This is a genomic window from Chitinophaga flava (genome assembly GCF_003308995.1).
GTDB lineage: Bacteria > Bacteroidota > Bacteroidia > Chitinophagales > Chitinophagaceae > Chitinophaga > Chitinophaga flava.
This window is the reverse complement of sequence record NZ_QFFJ01000002.1, coordinates 3,703,066-3,725,205: the sequence shown is the minus strand read 5'-3', so window position 1 is coordinate 3,725,205 and position 22,140 is coordinate 3,703,066. Positions and strand designations below refer to the sequence as shown.

General features: G+C 45.4%; 19 protein-coding genes. 11 read left to right on the top strand and 8 right to left on the bottom strand.

Features of this window, described 5'->3' with window-relative positions; genetic code table 11:
- Positions 1–17 precede the first annotated feature (17 nt).
- From ectB to DF182_RS30060, 3 genes are all read left to right on the top strand, one after another.
- Positions 18–1,307 (top strand): diaminobutyrate--2-oxoglutarate transaminase, encoded by a 1,290-nt coding sequence (gene ectB, locus DF182_RS30070; RefSeq protein ID WP_113619452.1) that lies wholly within the window; start codon positions 18–20, stop codon positions 1,305–1,307.
- A gap of 36 nt (positions 1,308–1,343) precedes the next feature.
- On the top strand, positions 1,344–3,110 hold the full coding sequence (locus tag DF182_RS30065) for an ABC transporter ATP-binding protein (RefSeq protein WP_113619451.1): 1,767 nt from the start codon (positions 1,344–1,346) through the stop codon (positions 3,108–3,110).
- A 63-nt stretch (positions 3,111–3,173) separates the two neighbouring features.
- The gene (locus tag DF182_RS30060; RefSeq protein ID WP_211327248.1) at positions 3,174–3,620 is read left to right on the top strand and encodes a Cif family virulence factor; all 447 of its coding nucleotides are present in this window, start codon (positions 3,174–3,176) and stop codon (positions 3,618–3,620) included.
- An 8-nt stretch (positions 3,621–3,628) separates the two neighbouring features.
- On the opposite strand, the gene DF182_RS30055 is transcribed toward DF182_RS30060, so the two are convergent.
- Positions 3,629–4,447 (bottom strand): helix-turn-helix transcriptional regulator, encoded by an 819-nt coding sequence (locus DF182_RS30055; protein ID WP_113619450.1) that lies wholly within the window; start codon positions 4,445–4,447, stop codon positions 3,629–3,631.
- Positions 4,448–5,111: 664 nt separating this feature from the next.
- On the opposite strand from DF182_RS30055, the gene DF182_RS30050 reads away from it, so the two are divergent.
- Positions 5,112–5,507 (top strand): hypothetical protein, encoded by a 396-nt coding sequence (locus DF182_RS30050; RefSeq protein WP_113619449.1) that lies wholly within the window; start codon positions 5,112–5,114, stop codon positions 5,505–5,507.
- A gap of 198 nt (positions 5,508–5,705) precedes the next feature.
- Here DF182_RS30050 and DF182_RS30045 read toward each other — a convergent pair whose 3' ends face one another.
- Positions 5,706–6,719, bottom strand: coding sequence for an EndoS/ChiA family endoglycosidase (locus DF182_RS30045; RefSeq protein ID WP_113619448.1), 1,014 nt, complete (start codon positions 6,717–6,719; stop codon positions 5,706–5,708).
- Between the two features lie 347 nt (positions 6,720–7,066).
- Between DF182_RS30045 and DF182_RS30040 the strand changes: the two genes are divergently transcribed.
- Together DF182_RS30040 and DF182_RS30035 are read left to right on the top strand one after the other, a co-directional pair.
- Positions 7,067–8,077 (top strand): D-cysteine desulfhydrase family protein, encoded by a 1,011-nt coding sequence (locus tag DF182_RS30040; RefSeq protein WP_113619447.1) that lies wholly within the window; start codon positions 7,067–7,069, stop codon positions 8,075–8,077.
- Positions 8,078–8,093: 16 nt separating this feature from the next.
- A complete protein-coding gene (locus tag DF182_RS30035) occupies positions 8,094–8,663 on the top strand; it encodes a Crp/Fnr family transcriptional regulator (protein WP_113619778.1) in 570 nt (189 codons plus the stop codon).
- A gap of 23 nt (positions 8,664–8,686) precedes the next feature.
- On the opposite strand, the gene DF182_RS30030 is transcribed toward DF182_RS30035, so the two are convergent.
- From DF182_RS30030 to DF182_RS30015, 4 genes are all read right to left on the bottom strand, one after another.
- Positions 8,687–8,995 carry a DUF3817 domain-containing protein gene (locus tag DF182_RS30030; protein ID WP_113619446.1) on the bottom strand — a complete coding sequence of 103 codons (309 nt, stop codon included), beginning with the start codon at positions 8,993–8,995 and terminating at the stop codon, positions 8,687–8,689.
- A 1-nt stretch (position 8,996) separates the two neighbouring features.
- Positions 8,997–9,455: a hypothetical protein gene (locus tag DF182_RS30025; protein ID WP_113619445.1), complete on the bottom strand. Its 459-nt coding sequence runs from the start codon at positions 9,453–9,455 to the stop codon at positions 8,997–8,999.
- A 69-nt stretch (positions 9,456–9,524) separates the two neighbouring features.
- Positions 9,525–10,115 carry a TetR/AcrR family transcriptional regulator gene (locus DF182_RS30020; RefSeq protein WP_113619444.1) on the bottom strand — a complete coding sequence of 197 codons (591 nt, stop codon included), beginning with the start codon at positions 10,113–10,115 and terminating at the stop codon, positions 9,525–9,527.
- 111 nt (positions 10,116–10,226) lie between these two features.
- Complete coding sequence (locus DF182_RS30015) at positions 10,227–11,243, bottom strand: DUF7638 domain-containing protein (RefSeq protein WP_113619443.1); 1,017 nt, start codon at positions 11,241–11,243, stop codon at positions 10,227–10,229.
- A gap of 106 nt (positions 11,244–11,349) precedes the next feature.
- Between DF182_RS30015 and DF182_RS30010 the strand changes: the two genes are divergently transcribed.
- On the top strand, positions 11,350–11,826 hold the full coding sequence (locus DF182_RS30010) for a DinB family protein (RefSeq protein ID WP_113619442.1): 477 nt from the start codon (positions 11,350–11,352) through the stop codon (positions 11,824–11,826).
- Between the two features lie 23 nt (positions 11,827–11,849).
- Here the strand turns inward: DF182_RS30010 and DF182_RS30005 are convergent, their stop codons facing one another.
- Positions 11,850–16,205 carry a T9SS type B sorting domain-containing protein gene (locus DF182_RS30005; protein WP_113619441.1) on the bottom strand — a complete coding sequence of 1,452 codons (4,356 nt, stop codon included), beginning with the start codon at positions 16,203–16,205 and terminating at the stop codon, positions 11,850–11,852.
- A 94-nt stretch (positions 16,206–16,299) separates the two neighbouring features.
- On the opposite strand from DF182_RS30005, the gene DF182_RS30000 reads away from it, so the two are divergent.
- Positions 16,300–16,662, top strand: a complete 363-nt coding sequence (locus DF182_RS30000; protein WP_211327247.1) for a DUF4180 domain-containing protein — start codon at positions 16,300–16,302, stop codon at positions 16,660–16,662.
- Here DF182_RS30000 and DF182_RS29995 read toward each other — a convergent pair.
- Complete coding sequence (locus tag DF182_RS29995) at positions 16,651–18,381, bottom strand: peptide MFS transporter (RefSeq protein ID WP_113619440.1); 1,731 nt, start codon at positions 18,379–18,381, stop codon at positions 16,651–16,653. The genes DF182_RS30000 and DF182_RS29995 overlap by 12 nt on opposite strands.
- A 220-nt stretch (positions 18,382–18,601) precedes the next feature.
- On the opposite strand from DF182_RS29995, the gene DF182_RS29990 reads away from it, so the two are divergent.
- The 3 genes from DF182_RS29990 to DF182_RS29980 all read left to right on the top strand — a co-directional run bounded on the left by DF182_RS29990 (position 18,602) and on the right by DF182_RS29980 (position 22,114).
- Positions 18,602–20,482 (top strand): glycoside hydrolase family 97 protein, encoded by a 1,881-nt coding sequence (locus DF182_RS29990; RefSeq protein WP_113619439.1) that lies wholly within the window; start codon positions 18,602–18,604, stop codon positions 20,480–20,482.
- A 130-nt stretch (positions 20,483–20,612) separates the two neighbouring features.
- A complete protein-coding gene (locus DF182_RS29985) occupies positions 20,613–21,599 on the top strand; it encodes a purple acid phosphatase family protein (protein WP_113619438.1) in 987 nt (328 codons plus the stop codon).
- 32 nt (positions 21,600–21,631) lie between these two features.
- Positions 21,632–22,114, top strand: coding sequence for a hypothetical protein (locus DF182_RS29980; protein ID WP_113619437.1), 483 nt, complete (start codon positions 21,632–21,634; stop codon positions 22,112–22,114).
- Positions 22,115–22,140: the final 26 nt, after the last annotated feature.

The window sequence follows — 22,140 nt, the reverse complement described above, 5'->3', positions numbered from 1 at the left end:
TAAATCAATCTACGGATATGTCAACACAGGTTTTTGAAACATTGGAATCAAATGTAAGGAGCTACTCCAGAAGTTTTCCGGCCCTCTTTAACAAAGCAAAAGGATCACATCTGTACACAGCTAACGGAGACGCATATATTGACTTCCTGATGGGAGCGGGCGCGCTCAACTATGGCCACAACAATGAATATATCAAACAGCAGCTGCTGGCCTATATGGCGGAGGATAACATCATGCAGGGCCTCGATTTGTTCACTGTTGCCAAGAGTGAATTTATCACCGCGTTCAATGATCTCCTGCTGAAGCCCAAAGGATTGGAGTATAAGTTCCAGTTCTGCGGACCTACCGGCACCAATGCTATTGAGGCCGCATTAAAACTGGCCAGGAATTATACCAAACGCTCCAATGTGATCGCTTTCATGGGTGCTTATCATGGACTGTCACAAGGCAGCCTGGCGCTCACCAGCAACCAATATCACCGTCAGGTGGCCGGTGTTGGTCTGCATAATGTTACCTTCCTGCCCTTCGAAAACAATGGCCCTGCTGGATTTGACAGCCTTGCCTATCTTGAATTGATGCTGGAAGACACACATTCCGGTATCGAAAAACCAGCTGCTGTTATCCTTGAAACTGTACAGGCAGAAGGAGGCGTGAATGTTGCCTCCCCTGAATGGCTGCGTGGGCTCAAACAGATCTGCGAAAAACACGGCATCCTTTTTATCGCCGACGATATACAGATTGGCTGTGGAAGGTCTGGTGACTTCTTCTCTTTTGAAGAGGCAGGTATTAAACCGGATATCGTGGTGCTCTCCAAATCACTGAGTGGGTACGGACTTCCAATGGCCATGCTGTTGCTGAAACCGGAACTGGACATCTGGCAGCCGGGTGAGCATAACGGTACTTTCAGAGGTTATCAGCTGGCTTTTATCGGTGCTAAAGCTGCCCTGGAATTCAGACGGGATACAGGTCTGGAAGCCGCTGTAAAACAAAAAGCCTCTTACATAGAACGTTTCCTGAAAGAAGAACTGGCCGCCGCAGATGAACGTATCGTTATCAGAGGCCGGGGCCTGATGTGGGGTATCGATCTTTCATCTTTCGAAGATCCTTTACTGGCAAAGAAAGTAGCGCAGCAGAGCTTCCAGGATAAACTGATTGTGGAATGTGTTGGCCGACATGATAAAGTAGTCAAACTACTGCCCGCATTGACTATTGAACAGGAAACACTGGACCAGGCACTGAATATCCTGCAGCGTCATATTACTGCAAATATCTCATCCGGCGCTTCCGCTAAAAAAGTACACGCATAAACGAAAACACACCGTATTTATCTTCAACCATAACCGATGCAGACAGACACTTCGTTGAAATCAAAGCCCCGGCAGATGTTCAGGTTATATAGTTATATAAAGCCCTATTGGGGATCCTTTGCTGCAGGAATGTTATTCCTGGTCCTGTCAAGCCTGGCAGGGCTGACCATTCCTTATCTGCTGGGGCAGCTCGTGGATTATGGTGCAAAAGATCATCTGCCGGAGGCTATTAACCGGGTAGGATTGCTTTTGCTGGCCGTCCTGTGTGGACAGGCGATACTGTCTTTTTTTCGTGTAACCCTTTTCGTTAATGTCACAGAAAAGACGTTGTCAGCATTAAGACAGGATGTATATAATCATCTGATCAGATTGCCCATGTCTTTTTTTATGAGAAGGAAGATCGGGGAACTGAACAGCCATATTTCGGCAGACATATCTTTGTTGCAGGAAACCCTTGCCACTACGCTGGCTGAGTTTATCCGTAACATGATTACGTTTGCAGGAGCCTTTGTATTGTTGCTCACAACTTCGCTGAAACTGGCATTATTTGTACTGCTGGTATTTCCGGTGATCCTGGCCATCGGCCTGTTGTTTGGCAGGTATATCCGGAAGTTTGCCGGAGATGCGCAGGGGAAACTGGCGGAAGCAAATAATATTCTGGAAGAAACTTTGCAGGGGATACTGAGTGTGAAAGCGTTTGCCAACGAGTTTTTTGAGATGAAACGTTACCGTCGGAAAGTGATGGAAGGAGCCGATATCGGTATGAAGAACGGGAAGTTCAAAGGGGTGTTTACCTCGATGTTGTTACTCTGTGGCTTCGGGGCCATCGTAGCCGTCATCTGGAAAGGCGCGCTGCTGGTGGCTACCGGCGAAATGAACTCGGCCGGCGCCCTGATCTCTTTTGTGGTATATGCAGCATTTATCGGCGGATCTATTACAGAACTGGCGGAAGTATATACCCAGATGCAGAAGAGTATGGGCGCCACCAGGCACCTGTTTGAAATCCTGGATGAAGAACCGGAGCCACTAACAGATACTACGGGTATAGTGCCTCAGCATATACTGGATGGTACCATCCTTTTCAGGAACGTCTCTTTTAATTATCCGACACGGCCTGATCAGCAGGTACTGGATGATGTGTCTTTTTCAGTGAACGCCAATCAGAAGGTGGCACTGGTAGGCCATAGCGGCGCCGGTAAAAGCACCATTGCAGCCTTGTTGCTGAGACTTTATGATCCGGCAAACGGCAATATTTATTTCGGTGGACGTAACATCCGCCATGTACCTTACTCTGAGCTTAGAAGCCAGATCGCGCTGGTACCACAGGAAGTATTCCTGTTTGCCGCTTCCATCCGGGATAACATTGCCTATGGCAATCCCGGCGCCAGTGACGAAGAGATCCTTACCGCTGCTCAACAAGCTAATGCATGGGATTTTATCCGGCATTTCCCTGAGGGTATTGAGACAATGGTGGGAGACAGAGGTGTACAGCTTTCTGGCGGACAGCGGCAACGGATAGCCATTGCAAGGGCTTTGCTGAAGAATCCGCGCATCCTTATCCTGGATGAGGCCACCTCAGCACTGGATGCTGAGTCTGAACAACTGGTACAGGGCGCATTGAATAATCTCATGCAGGGTCGTACCAGCATTATCATTGCTCACCGGCTTTCCACCATCCGGGAAGCCGACAGAATCATCGTAATAGACAAGGGGAAAGTGGCGGAAGAAGGCACTCATCATCAGCTGATCGATAAAGAAGGAGGGATATACAGAAGTTTGAATGCCCTGCAGGTCCAGTCATAATTTTGTTCGCAATTTTACAATTTCACCATCAACAGAAGTGCGTCATTTGTATAAAAAATACAAATGAAAAGAATTCTTATGGTAAGTCTGTTATTGGAAGTGACATATCTGGCCAGCGCGCAATCTGCAGATCAGCGGCTGAAGGAGGCCAGGAAGGCCATTGAAGCCAGTAATGCTATTTATGCCGATCTGGCTAATAAAAACGATGGATCTATCCTCACCAGATATACCGACGATGCCTGCTTGTTTCCGCCCAATGCAGCACCTGTTTGCGGAAAAGAGAATATGGCCAGGTTCTTCAAAGATGGACCGAAGGTCCATACCAGATTCATAATACAGCATCTTTACGGTGACGGACAAACGTTCGTGACAGAAGAAAGCTATTATGAAATGACTGATATGAAAGGCAATAAAATTGACGACGGTAAAGTGGTGGTCATCTGGAAAAAAACAAAAGATGGCTGGAAGATGCACCGCGACATGTTTAGCAGCAATCATCCTTCAAAATAACGTATATGCTAAAATCCTATGTTGACGGCCTGTTGAAACTCCTGCCCGTTTTTCGTTAGTGAACGCCTTGCTGATGACGGTGTAATGCCCGTAAACTTTCTGAACTCCTTGATGAAATGCGCCTGGTCATAGTATCCACAATCATAAGCAATGGCAGTAAGGGAGTCCTGTGTGTTGAGCACAAGTTGTAAAGCTTTGTTGAACCGGACTACCGCCACAAAGGAGGCGGGGTTTATCCCAACATTCGTTAGGTAGAGCCTTTGGATATATCTTTCAGACAAGCCCGAATAGTGAGCGAGAGCGGGCAGGTTAAAGTTACCTTCCCCGGAAAACAGATGGCTGCAAAGCTGTTGAACAACCGTTACCTTCTTCAGTCTGTTTTCATGCTTTCTCAATTGTTGCAGAAAGTAATGTTCCAGCACCCTGATCTTTTGTTCGATGAGCGGAACCTGCATGAGTCTCTCATACAGCTCACTGCTCTCTTTCGAAAAAACATCGTACAGATCAGTGGCATAGTTGGTGAAATCCGAGAGGGGATTGGGAAAGAATAAAGCGCTGGCATGCGGATAGATCCGCGCAATCAGCACAACAGTACCTTTATTGACAGTTAGTCTCGTAGGCAATGTAAGATGCCCCAGCAACTCTATTGCCGGGGTATCTTTTTTTCTGCCATTGATGATAGTGGCGGCAGCACCGCTGGATATATTGATCACCAGATCAACAAATCCACTCGGATAAAACACCTCGTTGTCAAGATCTTTATCAATAGTGATGACAGTATAGCTTTTGATATATGGCGCTAAGATGGCAGACGGCAAGAGTTGCATTTCAAAACAGCTTGTGATGTTCCTGATATAAATGTAAACATTTTAATGGAAGTGCTCTATTCTTATCATGTAGATAATATTTGAAAGCTGTTGAATGCAACAATCCGTTTTTATCTTAACAATGCGCATGCAGATACGGTCTTCAAAGCGGCTGACCTATGACCAGACAGGTATCCATGAGATCAGTATCTGTCACGGAACGAGTGGGGCCGGTCTACTTTTTTTATTACTATATTTCCTGGGCTGATACGTTGTAAACCGCATGTAGTAATATCATCATTTATAAACCCTCAACCGACCCGTATGAAAAAGAAAAGTCCGCAAAGCCTTCAGGTCCGTCGGATTTGAAGGTTCTAATTTTTGTAATCATTGAAACCAGCAACCCGGAAGATTTTGGTTATCTGATGGGGTATATCCGGGAATCAAAAACATTTGCAGTTCCTACTTTGAAGTAGAGAACATTATCACTGGTGTTCCCAATAACTTCAGGGGGCGCTTGACATTGCAGATATTACCGGTTGGTAAGATGATTGCTCAATATGGTAAACAGTGCTAACAATGTTTGTTGTATTGAGCAGTCAATTTACGGGCTGTAATAAAAGTGAATGCAAATTCTGTAACAGTAGTCCCTGTTATTTTTAGGATTATCAAAATGTTACCCTTTATGAAAAAACTGTTTTTCTCCTTAGTAGCAGGAGGTGTTTTAGTTAGCAATGTTGCTATTTCCAATGTAAAAGTAAACCCGATTGTTAGCCCAACCTATGTATCTGTACCACAGCAAGTTTATTTCCAGGATACAGAAGAGTTTCTGGATCAATATGATGCTTTGTTGTCAAAAGGAAATGTGTATACATTGGCGTTAGAGCCAGGTAAAGGCATTTATATCGTTGGTGTTTCTTCCAGAAGAGACCAGGGACTGTTTGCCGAGGTAAAACACGACTATTCATCAAAAGACAAACTGGCATTTGCAAAATGGTGTGATAAGCAAATCAGTGCCGGAAAAAAGCTGACTATCGGCAAAGATGCTGATGGAACTTATTGGGCAGACGTCGTTAAGTAAGCCCATTGCAATTTTATAGGAATGATTGAGTTAAGGCTATCCATTTGGATAGCCTTATTTTTTTCCAGGGCTGAAGCCCTGGGCTATGATGGATTCAGCCATTTAGTCCAGTCTTGTATCTAATCTATTTTGTTTCAGGATTTCAGTCTATTAAAATCCCCCATCGTGTCCCATCTAATATAGCCCAGGGCTTTAGCCCTAGGGATTCATAATTTTTATTAATTTCTTGCTCACAATATAAGTAGGCGTATAAAGGGTATTATCTGTAGATGAGGTCAGTGGTGCATCCCTGTCTATCGCGTAGCCGAATACGCCGCCTTTTTTCCCGGTGGTAGGTTCCCATCTTGCATAGTCAAAAGCTCTGCCTGTACCGTTTACAGGATAGGTTATATCATACCATACATTGCCGGGGTATCCTCTTTCCTCGTAGAAGGAGAAACCGGGAACAAACTGTGTGGACTTGATATACTGAGAAAATGTATTCCAGGTTGACTGCAGCGTGGAGGCTCCGCGGCCATATGCCTGAAGCCATACATAGTCTACCAGGGAGTATACTTGTCTGAACAGGTTGTTGCTGCCGCTCTGATTGGTATCGAATGTCAGCAGTTTACCGGTGCCGGATTTGGGGCCCAGGAATTTTGACAGGGCAGTGTAAACCCCGGCCATTCTGGTCAACGTAGTGCCGGTGGGGTTACTTTCAATGTCAATATCATAGCCGTCAAATCCATATCTGTTAACGATACTGTCCATGATCCGCTGGGCAGTTATCGTATAGCCGGTACTGTTGTCCGGGGCACCGGGGGCCAGGTCGAGGTTGCCTGTTACAATCACTTTGGTTCCTTTGGCATGTAAGGCGTTGATCCATTGGGGAACACTGTCTGCAATTGGTGAAGTGGGGCTGAAGCAGAATAGGATCAGCACATCGAGGCTGTCAGGTACCTGTGAAAAATTGGAACCATTGGGAGCGGCGCCATAACATGGGCCCTGAAAGCGGTAGAAGCCGGCATAGATTTCATGCGGGCTCTTTTTGTAGGCGAGCAGGTTGCTGTCGGCAATGGTCACAGTAGTAACGGCGACTTGTTTTGCCGCGTCTGCAGCTTGTTTCGAAAGGGTGGTGTCAGCCAGGTTTTTAGTGCAGGCGTTCATCAGAAAGAAAGATGACAACAGTAATGCAGTAGCAGTTACTGCTTGCACAGGGTTTGAAATTTTCATTGATGTTCAGATTTGGTTTAAAAAATATGTTTGATGTATGTATCCTTAAAGGATAGATACATTTTCTGAAATCTGAAAGATGAAGGCTGCAAGGGGAACCATCGTTGTCTGTCATTATTCACTATCCGATTGTCGGGTTGAACGTGGAATCCGGGTGCCGGTTAACCTGCGCATTTGGCTACACAGTTGCTCATGATTTTTCGAATTTACTAAAAGTTGTTGATGCGACCATCATATCGACATCGATAATTACAATTTTACCGGTGTATTGTTCATCGATTTTTTATGTCTGAAAAATAACAAACTGTATTTTTGAGTATTATTCGGAACCTCATCAATAGTATATCTTGAAAAAGAATTATTTAGAACATAAATATCAGGCTTACCCACTGATCGGGAATCCAACAGGTATCCATGCTTTATCGAACCTGAACCGGCAATTAAAGGATGTACAGGTTTATCTGAAACGGGATGATGTGATGGATATAGGCCTGGGAGGCAATAAACTCCGGAAGTTGGAGTACCTTATTCAGGATGCCATCAGCCAGGGAGCAGATACGCTGCTGACTACAGGAGGGGTACAGTCCAACCATGCACGGCTTACGGCAGCGGCGGCGGCACGCGCCGGCATGCATTGTGAACTGGTGCTGTCTCAACCGGTGCCGATTGATACCCTGAACTACAACAACAATGGAAATATTTTATTAGAACAAATCATGGGCGTCACGGTGCAGATTATCCCCAAGGGCGCAACTGTGCAAACCTTCCTCGATGCGAGATGTGCAGAACTGATTGCTCAGGGCAGGAAACCCTATGTCATGCCCATGGGTGGCTCCAATCCCGTAGGTTGTCTGGGATATGCCAATTGTTATCTGGAGATCATGGAGCAGAGCCAGCAGATGAATATGGAATTCTCCCATATCCTGGTGCCCAATGGCAGTAGTGGTACCCATGCAGGGCTGCTGGCTGGTCAGAAGTTTGCAGCGCAGGCGGGCCCTGAAATTCGCTCCTATGCCGTATTAGCCGACGAAGCACAAACGAAAAGAACCACCCTCGAGAAAACAATCGCTACCGCTAACCTGCTGGGCTACACGGAGATGATTCATGATACTGAAGTGTTTGTTAATGATGCCTATCGGGGGGAAGGGTATGGTATTCCTACCTCATCCATGTGGAGCGCGTTAAGATTACTGGCCCAAACGGAAGGTATATTTCTGGACCCGGTATATAGCGGAAAAGCGTTTGCTGGCATGCTGGGAGATATCGAACAGCAAAAGTTCCCCAAGGGTAGTAATATACTGTTTATAATGACAGGCGGTACCGCCGGACTCTTTGCCTATCAGGATTTGGTTGGATGATAATGATTTTCTCAACATGTATGAACAGTTAACTAAATATATTGCAGACCGTAGCCGATTAAAGGACGAAGACCTACAGCTGGTGCTTGCTGCATTTAAACCTTTACAGGTGAAAAAAAATGCGCTGGTGGCAAGGGCTGGAGAGCTTTCCAGGCGTATGTTTTTTGTAAACAAGGGATGTCTGCGGGTGTATTTTATCAAACCGGATGGGAGAGAAGTTACACGACGCTTTGCTTTCGAAAATTCATTTTCCTCTTCACTGACCTCTTTTATCGGTGGTACTTTATTAAAAGAGTCTACGCAGGCCGTGGAGCCATCAGAGCTGTTGTATATTGATCGCCTTGATTTTTATGACCTGGTAAATACCGTACCTGGCTGGGATTTGTTTTACCGGCACAGTCTTGAATACGCCTATGTTACCAATACCCGTCGCCTGGAGGATTTTATCACCCTGAGTGCCCGCGAGCGGTACCGTTTGTTGCTGGAGGAGAACCCGGAAGTAGTTCTCCGCTTGCCCAATAAACTGGTAGCGAATTATCTGAACATAACCCAGGAAGCGCTTAGCAGAATGAAATCTGAGATCTGATTTATTGATCGGGATTATCAGCTTTACGCTTCCATATTACGCAATACTTTTCTGTCGATATAAAAGGTGCCAAATGGAATCACGCATCCCAGTAATACTTTCCAGGTGGTGGTGCGGAACTTCCATTCATATTCTACTCCCACACTCAGGGTATTGAATACAAATAGCAGGAATAAAGCACCGTGAACAGGGCCCATTATCCTGGAACATTCCGGGTTTCCCAGTAAATACTTCATAGGTACCGCAATAAAAATAAGTACCAGCAATGAAATGCCTTCCAATATGCCGATGATACGGAGGCGTCCGATTTTCGATTTAAGTAAGTGTATCATGTTATCTGAAATATGGTCTGTGAGATAAGGGCGAAAACGGCCATGGGATGGCAATGAAAAGGATGAAGAAAGCAACGGTGAACCAAAGGAGCATCGACCGGAATTTTTCAGGGTCTGTCTTTTTCCTTTTGGTGATGGCCGAGCCAGCTGTTAGCAATGCAATGGCGCTGATCATCAATATCAGATGAATCAATGCAAAAAACAAATGCTCAAATAAATGAGGTTCCGTTGCGGGAGACTTCCAGAAGAATTGGATGACAGGACTCTGTGTGTATAGTATCATCCCGATCACCAGCTGAATATGCGCAATGGTGGCCGTCCAATGCCGGACAGCATTGTCTGTTTCCGTGAATGGCCTGCCGTTCCTGTAACCTGTAAATGCCCTGTATATGGCATAAGAGAGACTGCCCACCACCAGCCATCTGATGGCCGAATGTAGGAGAATAAGCGTTGAATACATCCTTCATTTTATTGAACAAAACAAAGGTATATTAAAAACATACTAGTTAGTATGTTTTTTGGGAAAAAATTATTTCAGCGTATCCAGGTAATTTTTGAGTTCTTTTAAATAGGCAAGGTACACTGTCCGGCTGTTTTCCAGTTTACCGAAGTTTCGTATACCCCAGTAACCGGATATAACGAATAAGCTTACCTGTACTGCATTTGCATCCTTACGGACATAGCCATTTTTTTTACCATCATTGATAGCTTTGATCAGTGTTTTCTTCCATTGATCAACCAGTTCATCCAGTGCATTATTAAAATCAGTGTGCCAGGGACTCATCTCCTGGGTGAAATTGGAAGCAGGACAGCCATATTCTGGCTTAAGGAGTTTGTCTTCCAGCAGCAAATGATGCATCGATTGGTAGATAGCCTGAAGTGGATCAGGTTCTTTTTGAAAAGGTATTATCAAACTGTCAGTGAGCGAGGGTTTCATTATTTCATGGATAATGGCCAGCCCCATTTCATCCTTGTTTTTGAAATGATAGTAGAAGGCTCCTTTCGTTACCTGTGTAGTGGCAATAATATCGTCTATGCTCGTAGTCCGATAGCCTTTAACGTATATTAATTCAAATGCTTTTTGTAATATGTTGAGCCTGGTTGCTGCTGCCTTTTTCATGAAATTTTACCATTTAGCATTGCTGATGTAAAGGAAGTGATTTTTTTGATAGTGGCAAACACTTCCCCAGGGCTGTATACTGATCAGTCAGTACTATCACGGAAAGCAAGTCTATACTTCATCGTCTTTCTTCATTGTTGGTATATCGATCGAAGGCAAGGGCAGTCCCTGATGTAATGCCAGCTGGTAATGCGACCAGCCCTTGATCTCATCTTCTCCGTATATAATCATTCTGACAGCGGTATCTTTCGTATCCATATCTCCCACATACATTCTCTGATGCTCGGGCACAGCTTCATAGTGCTGCTGGAGTAACGTTTTATTAGCAGCAGTGGGATCTGCAATATAGGCTTCATACGCCTGTTTGCACAAGGCTATGGAAGAAGGCGCTCCGCTCATTTGCCTTAAAGTGTCCCTGATTTCAGCCAGCTTGTCATCTATGTCGACACTATAGTCGGCCTCGCCGGCAACGAAACTGCCCAATCCATATATATGCACTTTCGCATGCAACGGTATTTCACTTAGCAATATACCCTGACTGACCAATGATTCAAATTCCTGCATAGACAGCTGGATAGGCGTTTCCAGCCTTTCCAGACAGACGGTATGATCGGGGTAGAGCACTAAGCGCACCAGGTAATATCCATCCGTAGTTTGATAGAACAGGTTTTCGCTGTTGCCATTTATTTTTTCAGGGAAAAGATCATAAGGTCCCCGTTTGTTTTCTTTGTAAACAGTTCCTTTACCACTTTCTACAAAACCGATACCGTTCAGCGTTTTTTTACGGTAGGTGTAAATATTTTCCATCCGGGGATTCAGGGTTCGGATAAGTGACTCTGCATGAGATACAAAACTCTTTTTATTAAAGAGCCAGGAACCAGCTGTAACCGGCCATGAGCCGAGTCCATGTATAGAGATGGAAGAGCCATCAGGGATGACTGTTACAATCCAGCCCTCCCGCATTTTCTGTTTAAAATGCTCAAAATCTTCTATCTCCCAGTATTCTACTCTGCCATCTTCATAGATATCCAGGTCGGTAAAAAAATAACTGCCGTTATGGATAACAGCTGGAACAGACAGCCCTTCAATAATTTTCGTCCGGTATACCCTTGTAGCGCTTACTTTCATATGCAGATCGGTTATCTAGCCGGAAAGTTAAACAATTCTTTATACACCGTATCCTTCGAAAAAAAACGTATCTTATTCCTGTTCATCAATCTACAAGATAAAACCTATGGCTTTAATCAAACAAATTGCGAAACATTTCAGGGACGTTCATTTCGGGGGTAACTGGACCTGTGTCAATCTGAAGGATACCCTGGCAAATGTAGACTGGCAGCAGGCTACCACCAAAGTACAGGATTTGAATACCATTGCGGTACTAACGTTTCATATCAACTATTATGTGGGTGTTATTACCCGCGTGCTGCAGGGTGGGCCGCTGGATGGGCACGATAAGTTAAGTTTTGATGTACCCCCGATTACTTCGGAAGCCGATTGGCAACAGCTGGTCAATAAAGCTTTGTCCGAAGCGGAAGTACTGGCAGCATTGATAGAAGCGCTGGATGAAAAAAAACTGTTTGAAGATTTTACGGATGCTAAATATGGCAACTATTATCGGAACCTGATGGGCGTGACGGAGCATACACATTATCACCTCGGTCAGATTTCTCTGATCCGCAAAATGATGAGTGCATCCAATATCGTATAGGCGTAATAGTTGGTGAGATAAATTTATCTCACCAACGTAGCCGCTCCTTTCATTATTTTCTCCGGATCTCCCTCCAGCTGATAGATACAAACCCATACATATGCCCCGATGTCGGCATTTACATTTTTGACTTTCCCATCCCAGCCTTTGTTGACCTCATTGGACTGAAATACGATCCGGCCCCATCTGTCGTATACCGTAAACAGATATTTGCTGACACGACCCAGGATTACCGGTCGCAGATAGTCATTCATACCATCATTGTTGGGGGAGAAGGCAGTAGGCATATACACGCCCCATCCGCAGTCCCTGGTATTGATTTGGACGGATGCTTTTCCCGGACAACCGGAAAGGTCTGTTACTTCCAGCCAGTACGTACCGGGTATTCTGGTGATGAGTTGTGGGGAAGTGCTGCCGTTGCTCCATCGGTAGGAGCTGAATTGCCCCTTTACCGGTATCGTGATTTCTCCCCGGAGGCACATTGTAGTATCCTGTACCAGAAAGCCTTTGGGGCCGTCATATATTTCCCTGTACCACGCGGTGTCTGTTGTGCTGCAGCCGTTGCTTCCGGTAACCTGCACCCACCATTTACCGGCGCTGCTGACAGCTATTTTGCGGGAACGGTCTCCTGTGCTCCACAAGTAGCTGGTTCCTTCATTGCCGGCATCCAGTGTCTTAGTGACACCTTTACAGATGAATGGCTCTTTGGGCAATGCCACGCGGGGCACGGGGTTGAGCCGGAGGTTAAAAGTGTCGGCGGTATTGCAGCCATTAAGGTCAGTACATTGTACGGTATATCTGCCGGCTGTTTTGGCCATCAGTGTATTACCGGTATACCCGTCGTTCCATCGGATGTTGCTGAAGTTGTTGTCTATATTGAGCTTCACAGCGTCGCCCTCACATACGGTTTGATCAGCTGGTAGGCCTACGGCAAGTGGCTGCCGGATCTTGAAATACAAAGTGTCTTTAAAAACACAGCCATTAGCCCGGTTGGCTTGCAGGATATAGGCAGTATCTTTTTCCGGGAAAAAGATGATTTCATTGGGAAGGTCTCTCCGGTTGTAATCGATATCCCACTTAAAATTCTGAAACCCTGCCGGCAGTGTTCTGGTGACAATGGTCTCAGCACACTTCAGCACATCAGGACCGATACTAAAGGGATAATTATTACCATCACCGATCACAATCTGATCGTTTGCCTGGTTATTGCATTTATCCGTTACCGTTATAGCATAGGTGCCTGGTTGGCTGATTTCAAGGGTTGGGTTGGTGCTGCCATCATTCCATTTATAAGAGGCAAATCCGGTTCCGGCATCCAGCTTCAACGTGGCGTCTTTGCATAATTCGATATCGGGGCCAAGGTCCAGTGCGGTGGCAGGTTTGGGGATTTCTATATCTACGGTGGTGGGCAGTAGGCCGCAACCTGCATCTACCACCGCTTTGATGGCGGTAGTGCCACCCATTTTAAACTTCACTGTCAGTTGATTTTCTGTTTGTGACAGGATATCGGTGTAAACGGGATCTGTTTGCCACAGCAGTGGCGTGTTACATCCTCCCGGCCGCGAAGCGTCGTATGTCCATGTACGTGAGAGGTCGCAGATGGTGGCCGGCCCCTGTAAGGTAGCTGGTTGACAGGCGGAGAAACTGGCACAGGAAGGATAAGACATGGTAGGGTTATCCAGTGGCAATGGCCGGAAGTCTTTGGCCACTACGCCGGAAGGCCCGGTACCAAATACTTCGCCCGTTTCTTCTGTCAGTAATAAAGGGGTGGTATAAGCGCCACCAGGACCTGTGCTTTGTAGCTGGCTCACACAGCCGCCTGTACTGTTCTCGATTTCGCCATTGCTGTTCAGCCTCATAAGAAACCCTTCATTGACCGGATCATAAAGTACCGGAGTGTCGTATTTGAATCCTGTAACCAGAAAACCACTGCCGTCAGGCCGTATGGTACTCACCACCTGCTTTTTCAGCAGCGTGAAATTTCTGGACCAGGTTATGCTGCCATCAAGGGCCAGTTTGTGAATACGGATGGTGGTGTCTTTATTGACTGCACTCTCGCGGGCAACGACCAGCTGATCATCGATACTTTTGGTAAACGTAAGATTGGTCCTCTGAGACATCCATACATAATCCTTGTGTTTGATGATCCATGGCTTATTGAGGCGGAAGCCCTGCATTTGTTCTCCGGTAGCATCTTTCAACTTAATGACAGCAGCCGTAAGTTCGTTGTTGCCCCAGGAGATGTATTTATCCAAACCTATTCCTACATATACTGTGTCTTTTATTTTCGTGATGCCTGTTATACTGATCTCTTCGGCTCCTCCTTTAATATGTTTGCCCCACAGATAGTCTCCGTTATTGGCATTCAGCTTAAAAACAAGCATGTCATTGGGGCCTGAATAACTGATATAGTAATCGAAGGCCAGATAGATACTACCGTTGTCATAGTACATGGCCCGTAAGGTGCGGTTATCCATGAAGTGGCCTGTGACAGACTTCTGCCATAAGATGTTCCCGTTTTTATCAAGCCGCAGGATGGCATTACCGAGGGGAGGGAAACCATAGTTTTGGGTGGAAGTGATGATAAAGGAACCATCTTCCGTTTCCTGTACATTGGAAAAGTATTCACCATAGTTTTTGGCCATCCGTTTCGACCAGAGGATATTTCCGTTGTAGTCTAGTTTCATGACTACGCCTGAATCGGATGTGCCGTGATTGATGGTGATGGCCTCGGTGCCCAGAACAAGGATGTTGTTGTCTTTTGTATTGATTACTCTCCGGTAATCGGGGAAAACAGATTCTCCTTTGCGATAGCTCCGGAATTGTTTGCTCCATCGGATATTGCCGCCTGGCTTGAGTTTGATGATCTGCGGCCGGATGGACCAGTAATAACTTCTGGTGCCGATGGTTACAATATCGCCATCGCTGGTGCGGGCGGCATCCATCAGTTGGGTAGAATAGGGCTCCCTGATTTCTGTCATGAAGGAGGTGGCGCAGCTATTGCCATTGTCGGTAGGAGGTAATGGCGGACACACCTGGGCCTTGCAGGGTGTTTTGACAGTGACAACCTCGTCTGTTACTACAGGGGAGAATAACGGTTCGGTGGCAGCCGGTTGCCGGTTGGAAGACCAGGTGAACGGTGTGCCTGTGATTTCGTCATAATCGCCCTCAGCGCCACCAGAGGAATTAAACCCACAGCCGCCGCCAATACCCGCCAGGTCTGTTTTGATCAGACAGATAGCCTGACCAACATCGTTGGCATTACCAGTAATAACATAGCCGAAGTTGCCGGTAAAGTCAAGTCCACAGAAATTACCGGGGAGATAGTTGTAACTCCTGTTCCATTCCTGGGAACCTTCCGATTCTGTTTTGCCAAACTGGGGCCAGCCGTTTCTGGGTGGTCCATCCATGATATATACGAATCCGTTATTGTCCTTAGAAGGCAATACCTGTAGATTTACCACACCATTGCCTCCGCTGGGATACATTAGATGTTTTTGTACAAGATAATTATTGCCGTTGGCAGATGCTTTTATTTTCACCAGGTATACATCCGGATACCTGTATTTGGGAGTAGGCTGGGAAACTTTGATACTCCAGCTATAACCGCCGGGAATAGCCGTAAGAGAGAGCCCTTGTTCTTCACAGTCCTGATAACGGCTGTATTTAAGGGTTGACAGCGGATGGCCATCACTCATGTCAGCCCGCAAGAGGATTGCATCTTTCAGGTCACCGGTAATATAACCTGCCACCAGTAGCTCCCCGTTTACCTCCAGCAAACTGTTAAAACCATCTGCACCGCCACCATCATAAAGTTGCGACCATAGAAGATTGCCTGAAGCATCCAGCCTGGCCAGTATTCCATCAGATTGTGCGGTGCTGTCATTGGCATTGCCTATCAGGGCAAAACCACCGGTAGAAAGCTCAATGATATCCTTACCGGCCAGTGGTTTGTTTTCTATGTCTATTACTTTACTCCAGGATAATTGTCCGGCAGCATCGGTTTTGATAACCCACAACCGGGGTATCCCGGCATCTTCACTATGGCCCACCGCTACCAAACCTTTGTCAGCAGTCTCTTTTACCTTTACCAGCACATCATTCTCCGGCCCGCCTGCAGATCGTGCCCAGAGCACATTACCCTGATCGTCTGTCTTCAGCAGCAGCCCATCCCACTTACTGTTCCTGTTCAGATCGGCTTTGCCGGCAACAACAATGGCTCCCGTTGACGTATACACGACAGCGTTACCTGCTGCATCGCCATTCACAGACAACAGATTGTAAAAAGTAGGATAACACTGTTGGGAATGGGCAGATCGTTGACAAACAAATAATAACAAAAACAGTACTACAGCAATACGGGACAACGGTATAGACATATAGGGACAAATTGCGGCAAATGTAATTATTCAATAACACAGCACAAACCTGACAATCCGATTTAACCTATATTTGTGGGTATTAACTATTAATATGATGGATATTACAATACATAAGACAGGAGATATCAGCATCGCAGAAGTAACAGCAACAGAAGTATTGATCAATAATACAGAAGACGCACTGCAAATAATGGGCGATCTTTATTATCAAGATGTTGAGCGGGTTATCCTTCATGAAAAGAATATAACACCGGCTTTCTTCGACCTGAAAAATGGTATGGCAGGAGAAATATTGCAGAAGTTCACCAACTACCGGATTAGATTGGTCATTGTTGGAGAGTTCACAAAATATCCTGGGAAGAGCATCAGGGATTTTATTTACGAAAGCAATAAAGGGCGCCAGGTCAATTTTCTGGAATCTACTGAGCTGGCGCTTGAAAAACTATCGAGATAAGCTTGCAGGGGTCACCATCATGGTGGATAGCCGTTTTGATACCATCAATAACACCACCGCGGCTACGCCTACCATGATCACAAAAAGCAGGAAGAAGTCGTAGGCATTGTGAATGGCGTACCCTCCGAAAATAATTGTCTTGCCCTTGTCCGGATATAAAGTACTTAATACCCCCGCCAGTTTGTTGGCAGCAGCTGTTGCCAGGAACCAAACGGCCATCAGTAAAGAAGAGAATTTAAGCGGCGATAATTTATTGACAAGGGAAAGCCCTATCGGCGACAGACAAAGCTCTCCAAACGAATGCAGGGCGTACATCCCGGTAATCCAGATAATGCTTACTTTGGTGCTGGGAGATATTTCCTTTACTCCAAACACAATCCACAAATAACCCAATGACAGCAAAAGTAAGCCAATAGCCATCTTCACAGGGGCTGAAGGTTCATGTCTTCCCAGCCTGGGCCACAGCCAGGCAAAGAAAGGCGCGAAGATAACGATGTAGATAGAACCCAGAGAAAGAAAGAGACTGGGTGGTATTTCATCCAGCAACAGCATATTTTCCCGACGCATTAGCAGATATATATCCACTCCTGCAATGCCCAGAAGAAAAAGAAATAATAATCCGTATATGGTACGCCGTAATAATTGATCTGCGGCGGATGATAGCTGTTTTTGGGTTTTCCTGAACAAGTTGTATAACCCATACATTAAAAAAACGGATAGCAGCAGAATGCTCCATACGGGTATTTTCCAGTTCAACTTTCTGTCGGTTTGTTCATCTGCAAAAAAAGTCAGCGAAGCACCTGCCTGCTCGAAGGCGGCCCAAAAGAATATCACAAAAAAAGAGATAATGAAAATTACTTTAATCCGTTGTTTCTCTGTACGGGTGAGCGATTTGTCACGAAGGATAATTATTGCAATCAACCCTACGGCCGCCAGCAACAGATAGGAAAGGTAATTAACTACTGTTGTGTCCACGTATAACATACCAATCATTAGAAAGGTGATGAGTACCAATCCGGGGATAATAAAGAATGGCTGCAGTAGTTTTGCCGGCACCCGTTTCGGTGTGAGCCCCAGCACTTGACCACCGGGATCGGTCACATACCGGTGATGAAATGCCAGTTGTACAATTACACTGATGATCATACTGACACCACCCGCCAAAAATGCCCACTTAAAATCGGCGGGGTTACCGGTATCGCCCATCAGTCCGCAGATGATAGGTCCTAATGCCCCACCGGTATTGATCCCCATGTAAAAAATGGTATAGGCAGTGTCTTTTCTTGTATCTCCATCAACATATAATTGCCCTACCAGCGATGATATATTCGGTTTAAAGAAACCATTGCCGGCAATCATGCAGCCGAGGCCGCAAAAAAACAATAGTAATGACGTGGAAGAATAACTATGAAATAAGGAAGCGCTTATGAAGAGGATCATCTCTCCGGTAGCCATCACGATGCCACCAATAATGATAGACCGCCTGTTGCCCCAGTAACGATCTGCGATGTAACCACCTAGCAATGGCGTAAGATAAATAAGACCAGTATAACTTCCGTACAGGTTGGCTGCAAATACTTTGCTAAACAACAACGCCTTGGTCATAAAAAGAATCAGTACTGCACGCATTCCATAGTAGTTGAACCGCTCCCACATTTCAGTGACAAACAGGATATAAAGACCTTTGGGATGAGATAAAGGTTGAGACGTTTCAGGCATAGCAATATTATTTTCAATACGTGGTGATGTACCAAATATGACCTTCTTTGGCAGATATATGTTTGCAGTAATTAACAGAATATGCCTTCATTTTAACCATGTTTATTGGCATCGGTCAAAAAAGCGGTGATAATTGTCAATCTGCTGGAGGAATTTCCAAAAGCCAGCATATAGCTTTACCGTGATAATCCATAACAGCTTTCAGAAGATATATTTCAGAATGTATAGACTCTTTTTTCTTCTAATCTCATTATTAGCAACGATTGAAACAGTTGGACAAACGCTTCCCTCATTAAAATCACCGGATGGTAATGTTGAATTTCGTTTAGCCCTCACCGATGGAACGATTCACTATGAGGTTTCTTATCAGCAAAAGGAAATTATTAAGGCATCCGTTCTGGGAGTTGAAGGCTGGCAGGATGGTTTGAGCCTGGAATCGGTACGTGCTGCGGCTAAGGATGATTTTTGGAAACCGGTTTACGGAGAACGAAATCGTATACGTGACCAGTATCATGCAACATTTTTCACATTCGTTAAAGATGCCAAAGCGCATCAATCTATGCAGATTGAAGTCCGGGCCTATAATGAGGGTATTGCTTTCCGTTATACTTTTCCCAAATCATCATCCGGTCCAAAGGACATTGTCATCAGTAAAGATCTGACAGAATTTGTTTTTCCGGCCGGCACAAAGGCATGGTTCACGGACCACGCGCAGGGCAGTTATCAGTTATTGTCTTTGGATAAATGGCCCGGAGAAGCTGAACGGCCGTTGACCCTGCAATTACAAAACGGTGCTTATGTGGCACTGGCAGAAGCGGAGGTGGTAGATTATTGCAGAACAAAATTTGTTTTGCATCCCGCCAAACCCAATACTATTGCCTGTTCTATGTTTGATAAGGTACTTTCTGCAGTACCATCTGCTACTCCATGGAGAGTGATTATGCTCGCAACAAAACCCACACAACTTTTGCAGCATAGTGATCTGTTGCTGAACCTTAATCCTCCCTGCGCTATCAAACACACGGAATGGATTAAACCAGGTAAGGTGATGCGGGAAATTTCATTGTCAACAAGCGGAGCAAAAAAACTGGTGGACTTTGCCGAAAAGCGCCATCTGCAATACATTCATTTTGATGCCGGCTGGTATGGGGCCGAAGAAGATACGGCCTCAGATGCCACACACGTCAATGTAGATCCCCTTCGCAATCCGGTAAATGACCTGAATCTGCAGGAAATAGTCCGTTATGCCAGAAAGAAAAACATCGGCGTGTTTTTGTATGTCAACAAAAAAGCGCTGGAAAGACAACTCGATGTAATGCTGCCATTGTATGAAAAATGGGGCATAGCAGGTATCAAGTTTGGTTTTGTGAATGTTGGTTCCTACCACTGGACCAAATGGCTGCATGATGCCGTGAAAAAATGCGCGCAACATCATCTAATGGTAGATATTCATGATGAATACCGGCCAACCGGTTTCAGCAGAACATACCCCAATCTCCTTACCCAGGAAGGGATCAGGGGTAATGAGGAAATGCCGGATGCTACCCATAATACGGTGCTGCCCTTTACCCGTTTCCTGTGTGGAGCGGCAGACTACACCATCTGTTATTATCACCGGCCGGAGCTGAAAAAACGACTCGCCGAAACCCAGAATAAAAATATACTCAAAACAACTTCGGTGCACCAGATGGCTTTATCTGTTGTGTATTACAGCCCGCTACAGTTTATGTACTGGTATGATAAGCCGGAAGACTCACAAGATGAACCGGAGCTGGCTTTTTTTGATCATGTCCCAACAGTATGGGATGATACACAGGTGCTGGACGGAGAGATTGGACAATACGTTACGGTGGCCCGCAAAAGCAATAATGAATGGTTTGTGGGAAGCATTACGAATAATGATGCCAGGGATCTTCACATTAATTGTTCTTTCCTTGATCCGGGCAGGAAATATGAAGCCACTATTTATTATGATGATCCGGCATCTCCTGTACGGACAAGGGTGTCTATACGAAAAGTTACAGTTGATGCATCCTCCGTTTTAGACAGTCACCTGCTGCCGTCCGGAGGGCAGGCTATTTGGATGAAACCGATTAATTAAAACCTGATTTTATCAAGTTGAAAAAATGTTCCCTGTTCATGAAAATGATGGTTAATATTTAACACAGCTGTTTGATGGTGCCGGTGTACCTTTAGTGATAAAGCTGTACACCGCACTTCAAACTTTTTTCATGAAAAGGATTTTGTTAATCGCATGCTGTATTTATTTTGCAGCAACGGGTCTGAAAGCACAGACCCTGAAGTATCTGGCAGAATATGACAAAGGATACCGGGGAGGATTTATCACCGGGCAAGTGAGCAGGGAAGATGCGCTGGAATTCGCTGTGCTGGGAGATTTTGGTAGAGGTGGAGAATACTTCCAGAAAGATGTGGCCAACACCTTGTCGGAAGCGGTAACCGGTATCAACGCTGCTTTCATTATTTCCACCGGAGATAATATTTATCCTGATGGAGTGGCGAGTGTACACGATCCACTGTGGAACCTTTCATTCGAAAATGTATTTTTTCAGTATCCGCTGCACCGCGCCTGGTATGCCGTATTGGGCAATCATGATTATCACGGGAATGCACAGGCACAGATAGACTATTCCAAAGTGAGCCAGCGTTGGCATATGCCTTCACGTTATTATGCTTTTAAAAGAAAGATATCCGGCAATGCTGAAGCGCTGTTTGTATTTCTGGACACCAATCCGCTGGACCCCGAAGCCTACCGCTCCGCATATGGCAAAGAGCTGCTGGCCCAGGATTCTGCTGCACAAAAGCGTTGGCTGGAACAAACCCTGTCAGATACCAGCAGCAACATCCGTTGGAAGATCGTTGTGGCACACCATCCCTGTTATACCGCTGGCAACAGGGCTTTGAATACACCTTATATCCGTTATTCACTGGAACCGGTTCTGGAAAAATATAAGGTTGACCTGTACATCAGTGGTCATGAACATCATCTGCAATATTATCATCCCGCTGGTAAACATACCCACCATTTCATTTCAGGCGCCGGTTCTGAAGCCAATGAAAATCTGAAACCAAGAGGCAACTACGACTTTTTTGAACCAATACAAGGATTTATGACTTTCTCTATCCTGCCGGAAAATGTGCAGGTGCAGGCCATCGACCGCAGAGGAGTGGTATTGAAAACAATACTGGTAAAGAAATAAATAAGGTTTACCTTGGCGGGCTGCTAAAGCGTATGATGAACGAACTAAAACCTATCATCGACAAAATGAAAATGAACTGGTCTGTTGCAGCCCGGGCCATTCATTTTGGAAAAGTGTGTCCCTTCCCGTTAAAATGTACATTTGCAGTCCCTGTTGAAGAACAGATCAATAGTTTTCCAGATGAACTCAATCGTTTCTGGCAGATCGCTGCACGGGCAGATTTATTCATAGATGAAACATATGGACAATGGGGAATGGTGATACTTCCGCCGAAAGATACCCGGAACTTAACACTGAAGCAACAACAGCTAAGAGATGAGATTTCAGTAAATGATATTGTATTTGGTCACTTTTATGGAGATGATGATCTATTGCTGATGGATGCCAGTGGCGCTGTATATATATGTTTGCCTTTGGATGCCCGGAGTGATTGGCCCAGGGCTGCGGATTCGTTATGTGAATTTTTGATAAAGCTGGAGCATGCGCAGGGAGCAAAGTATTGGGCGAGGCCGTGAGGCCTCGCTTTGTTTAAAGTAGTATG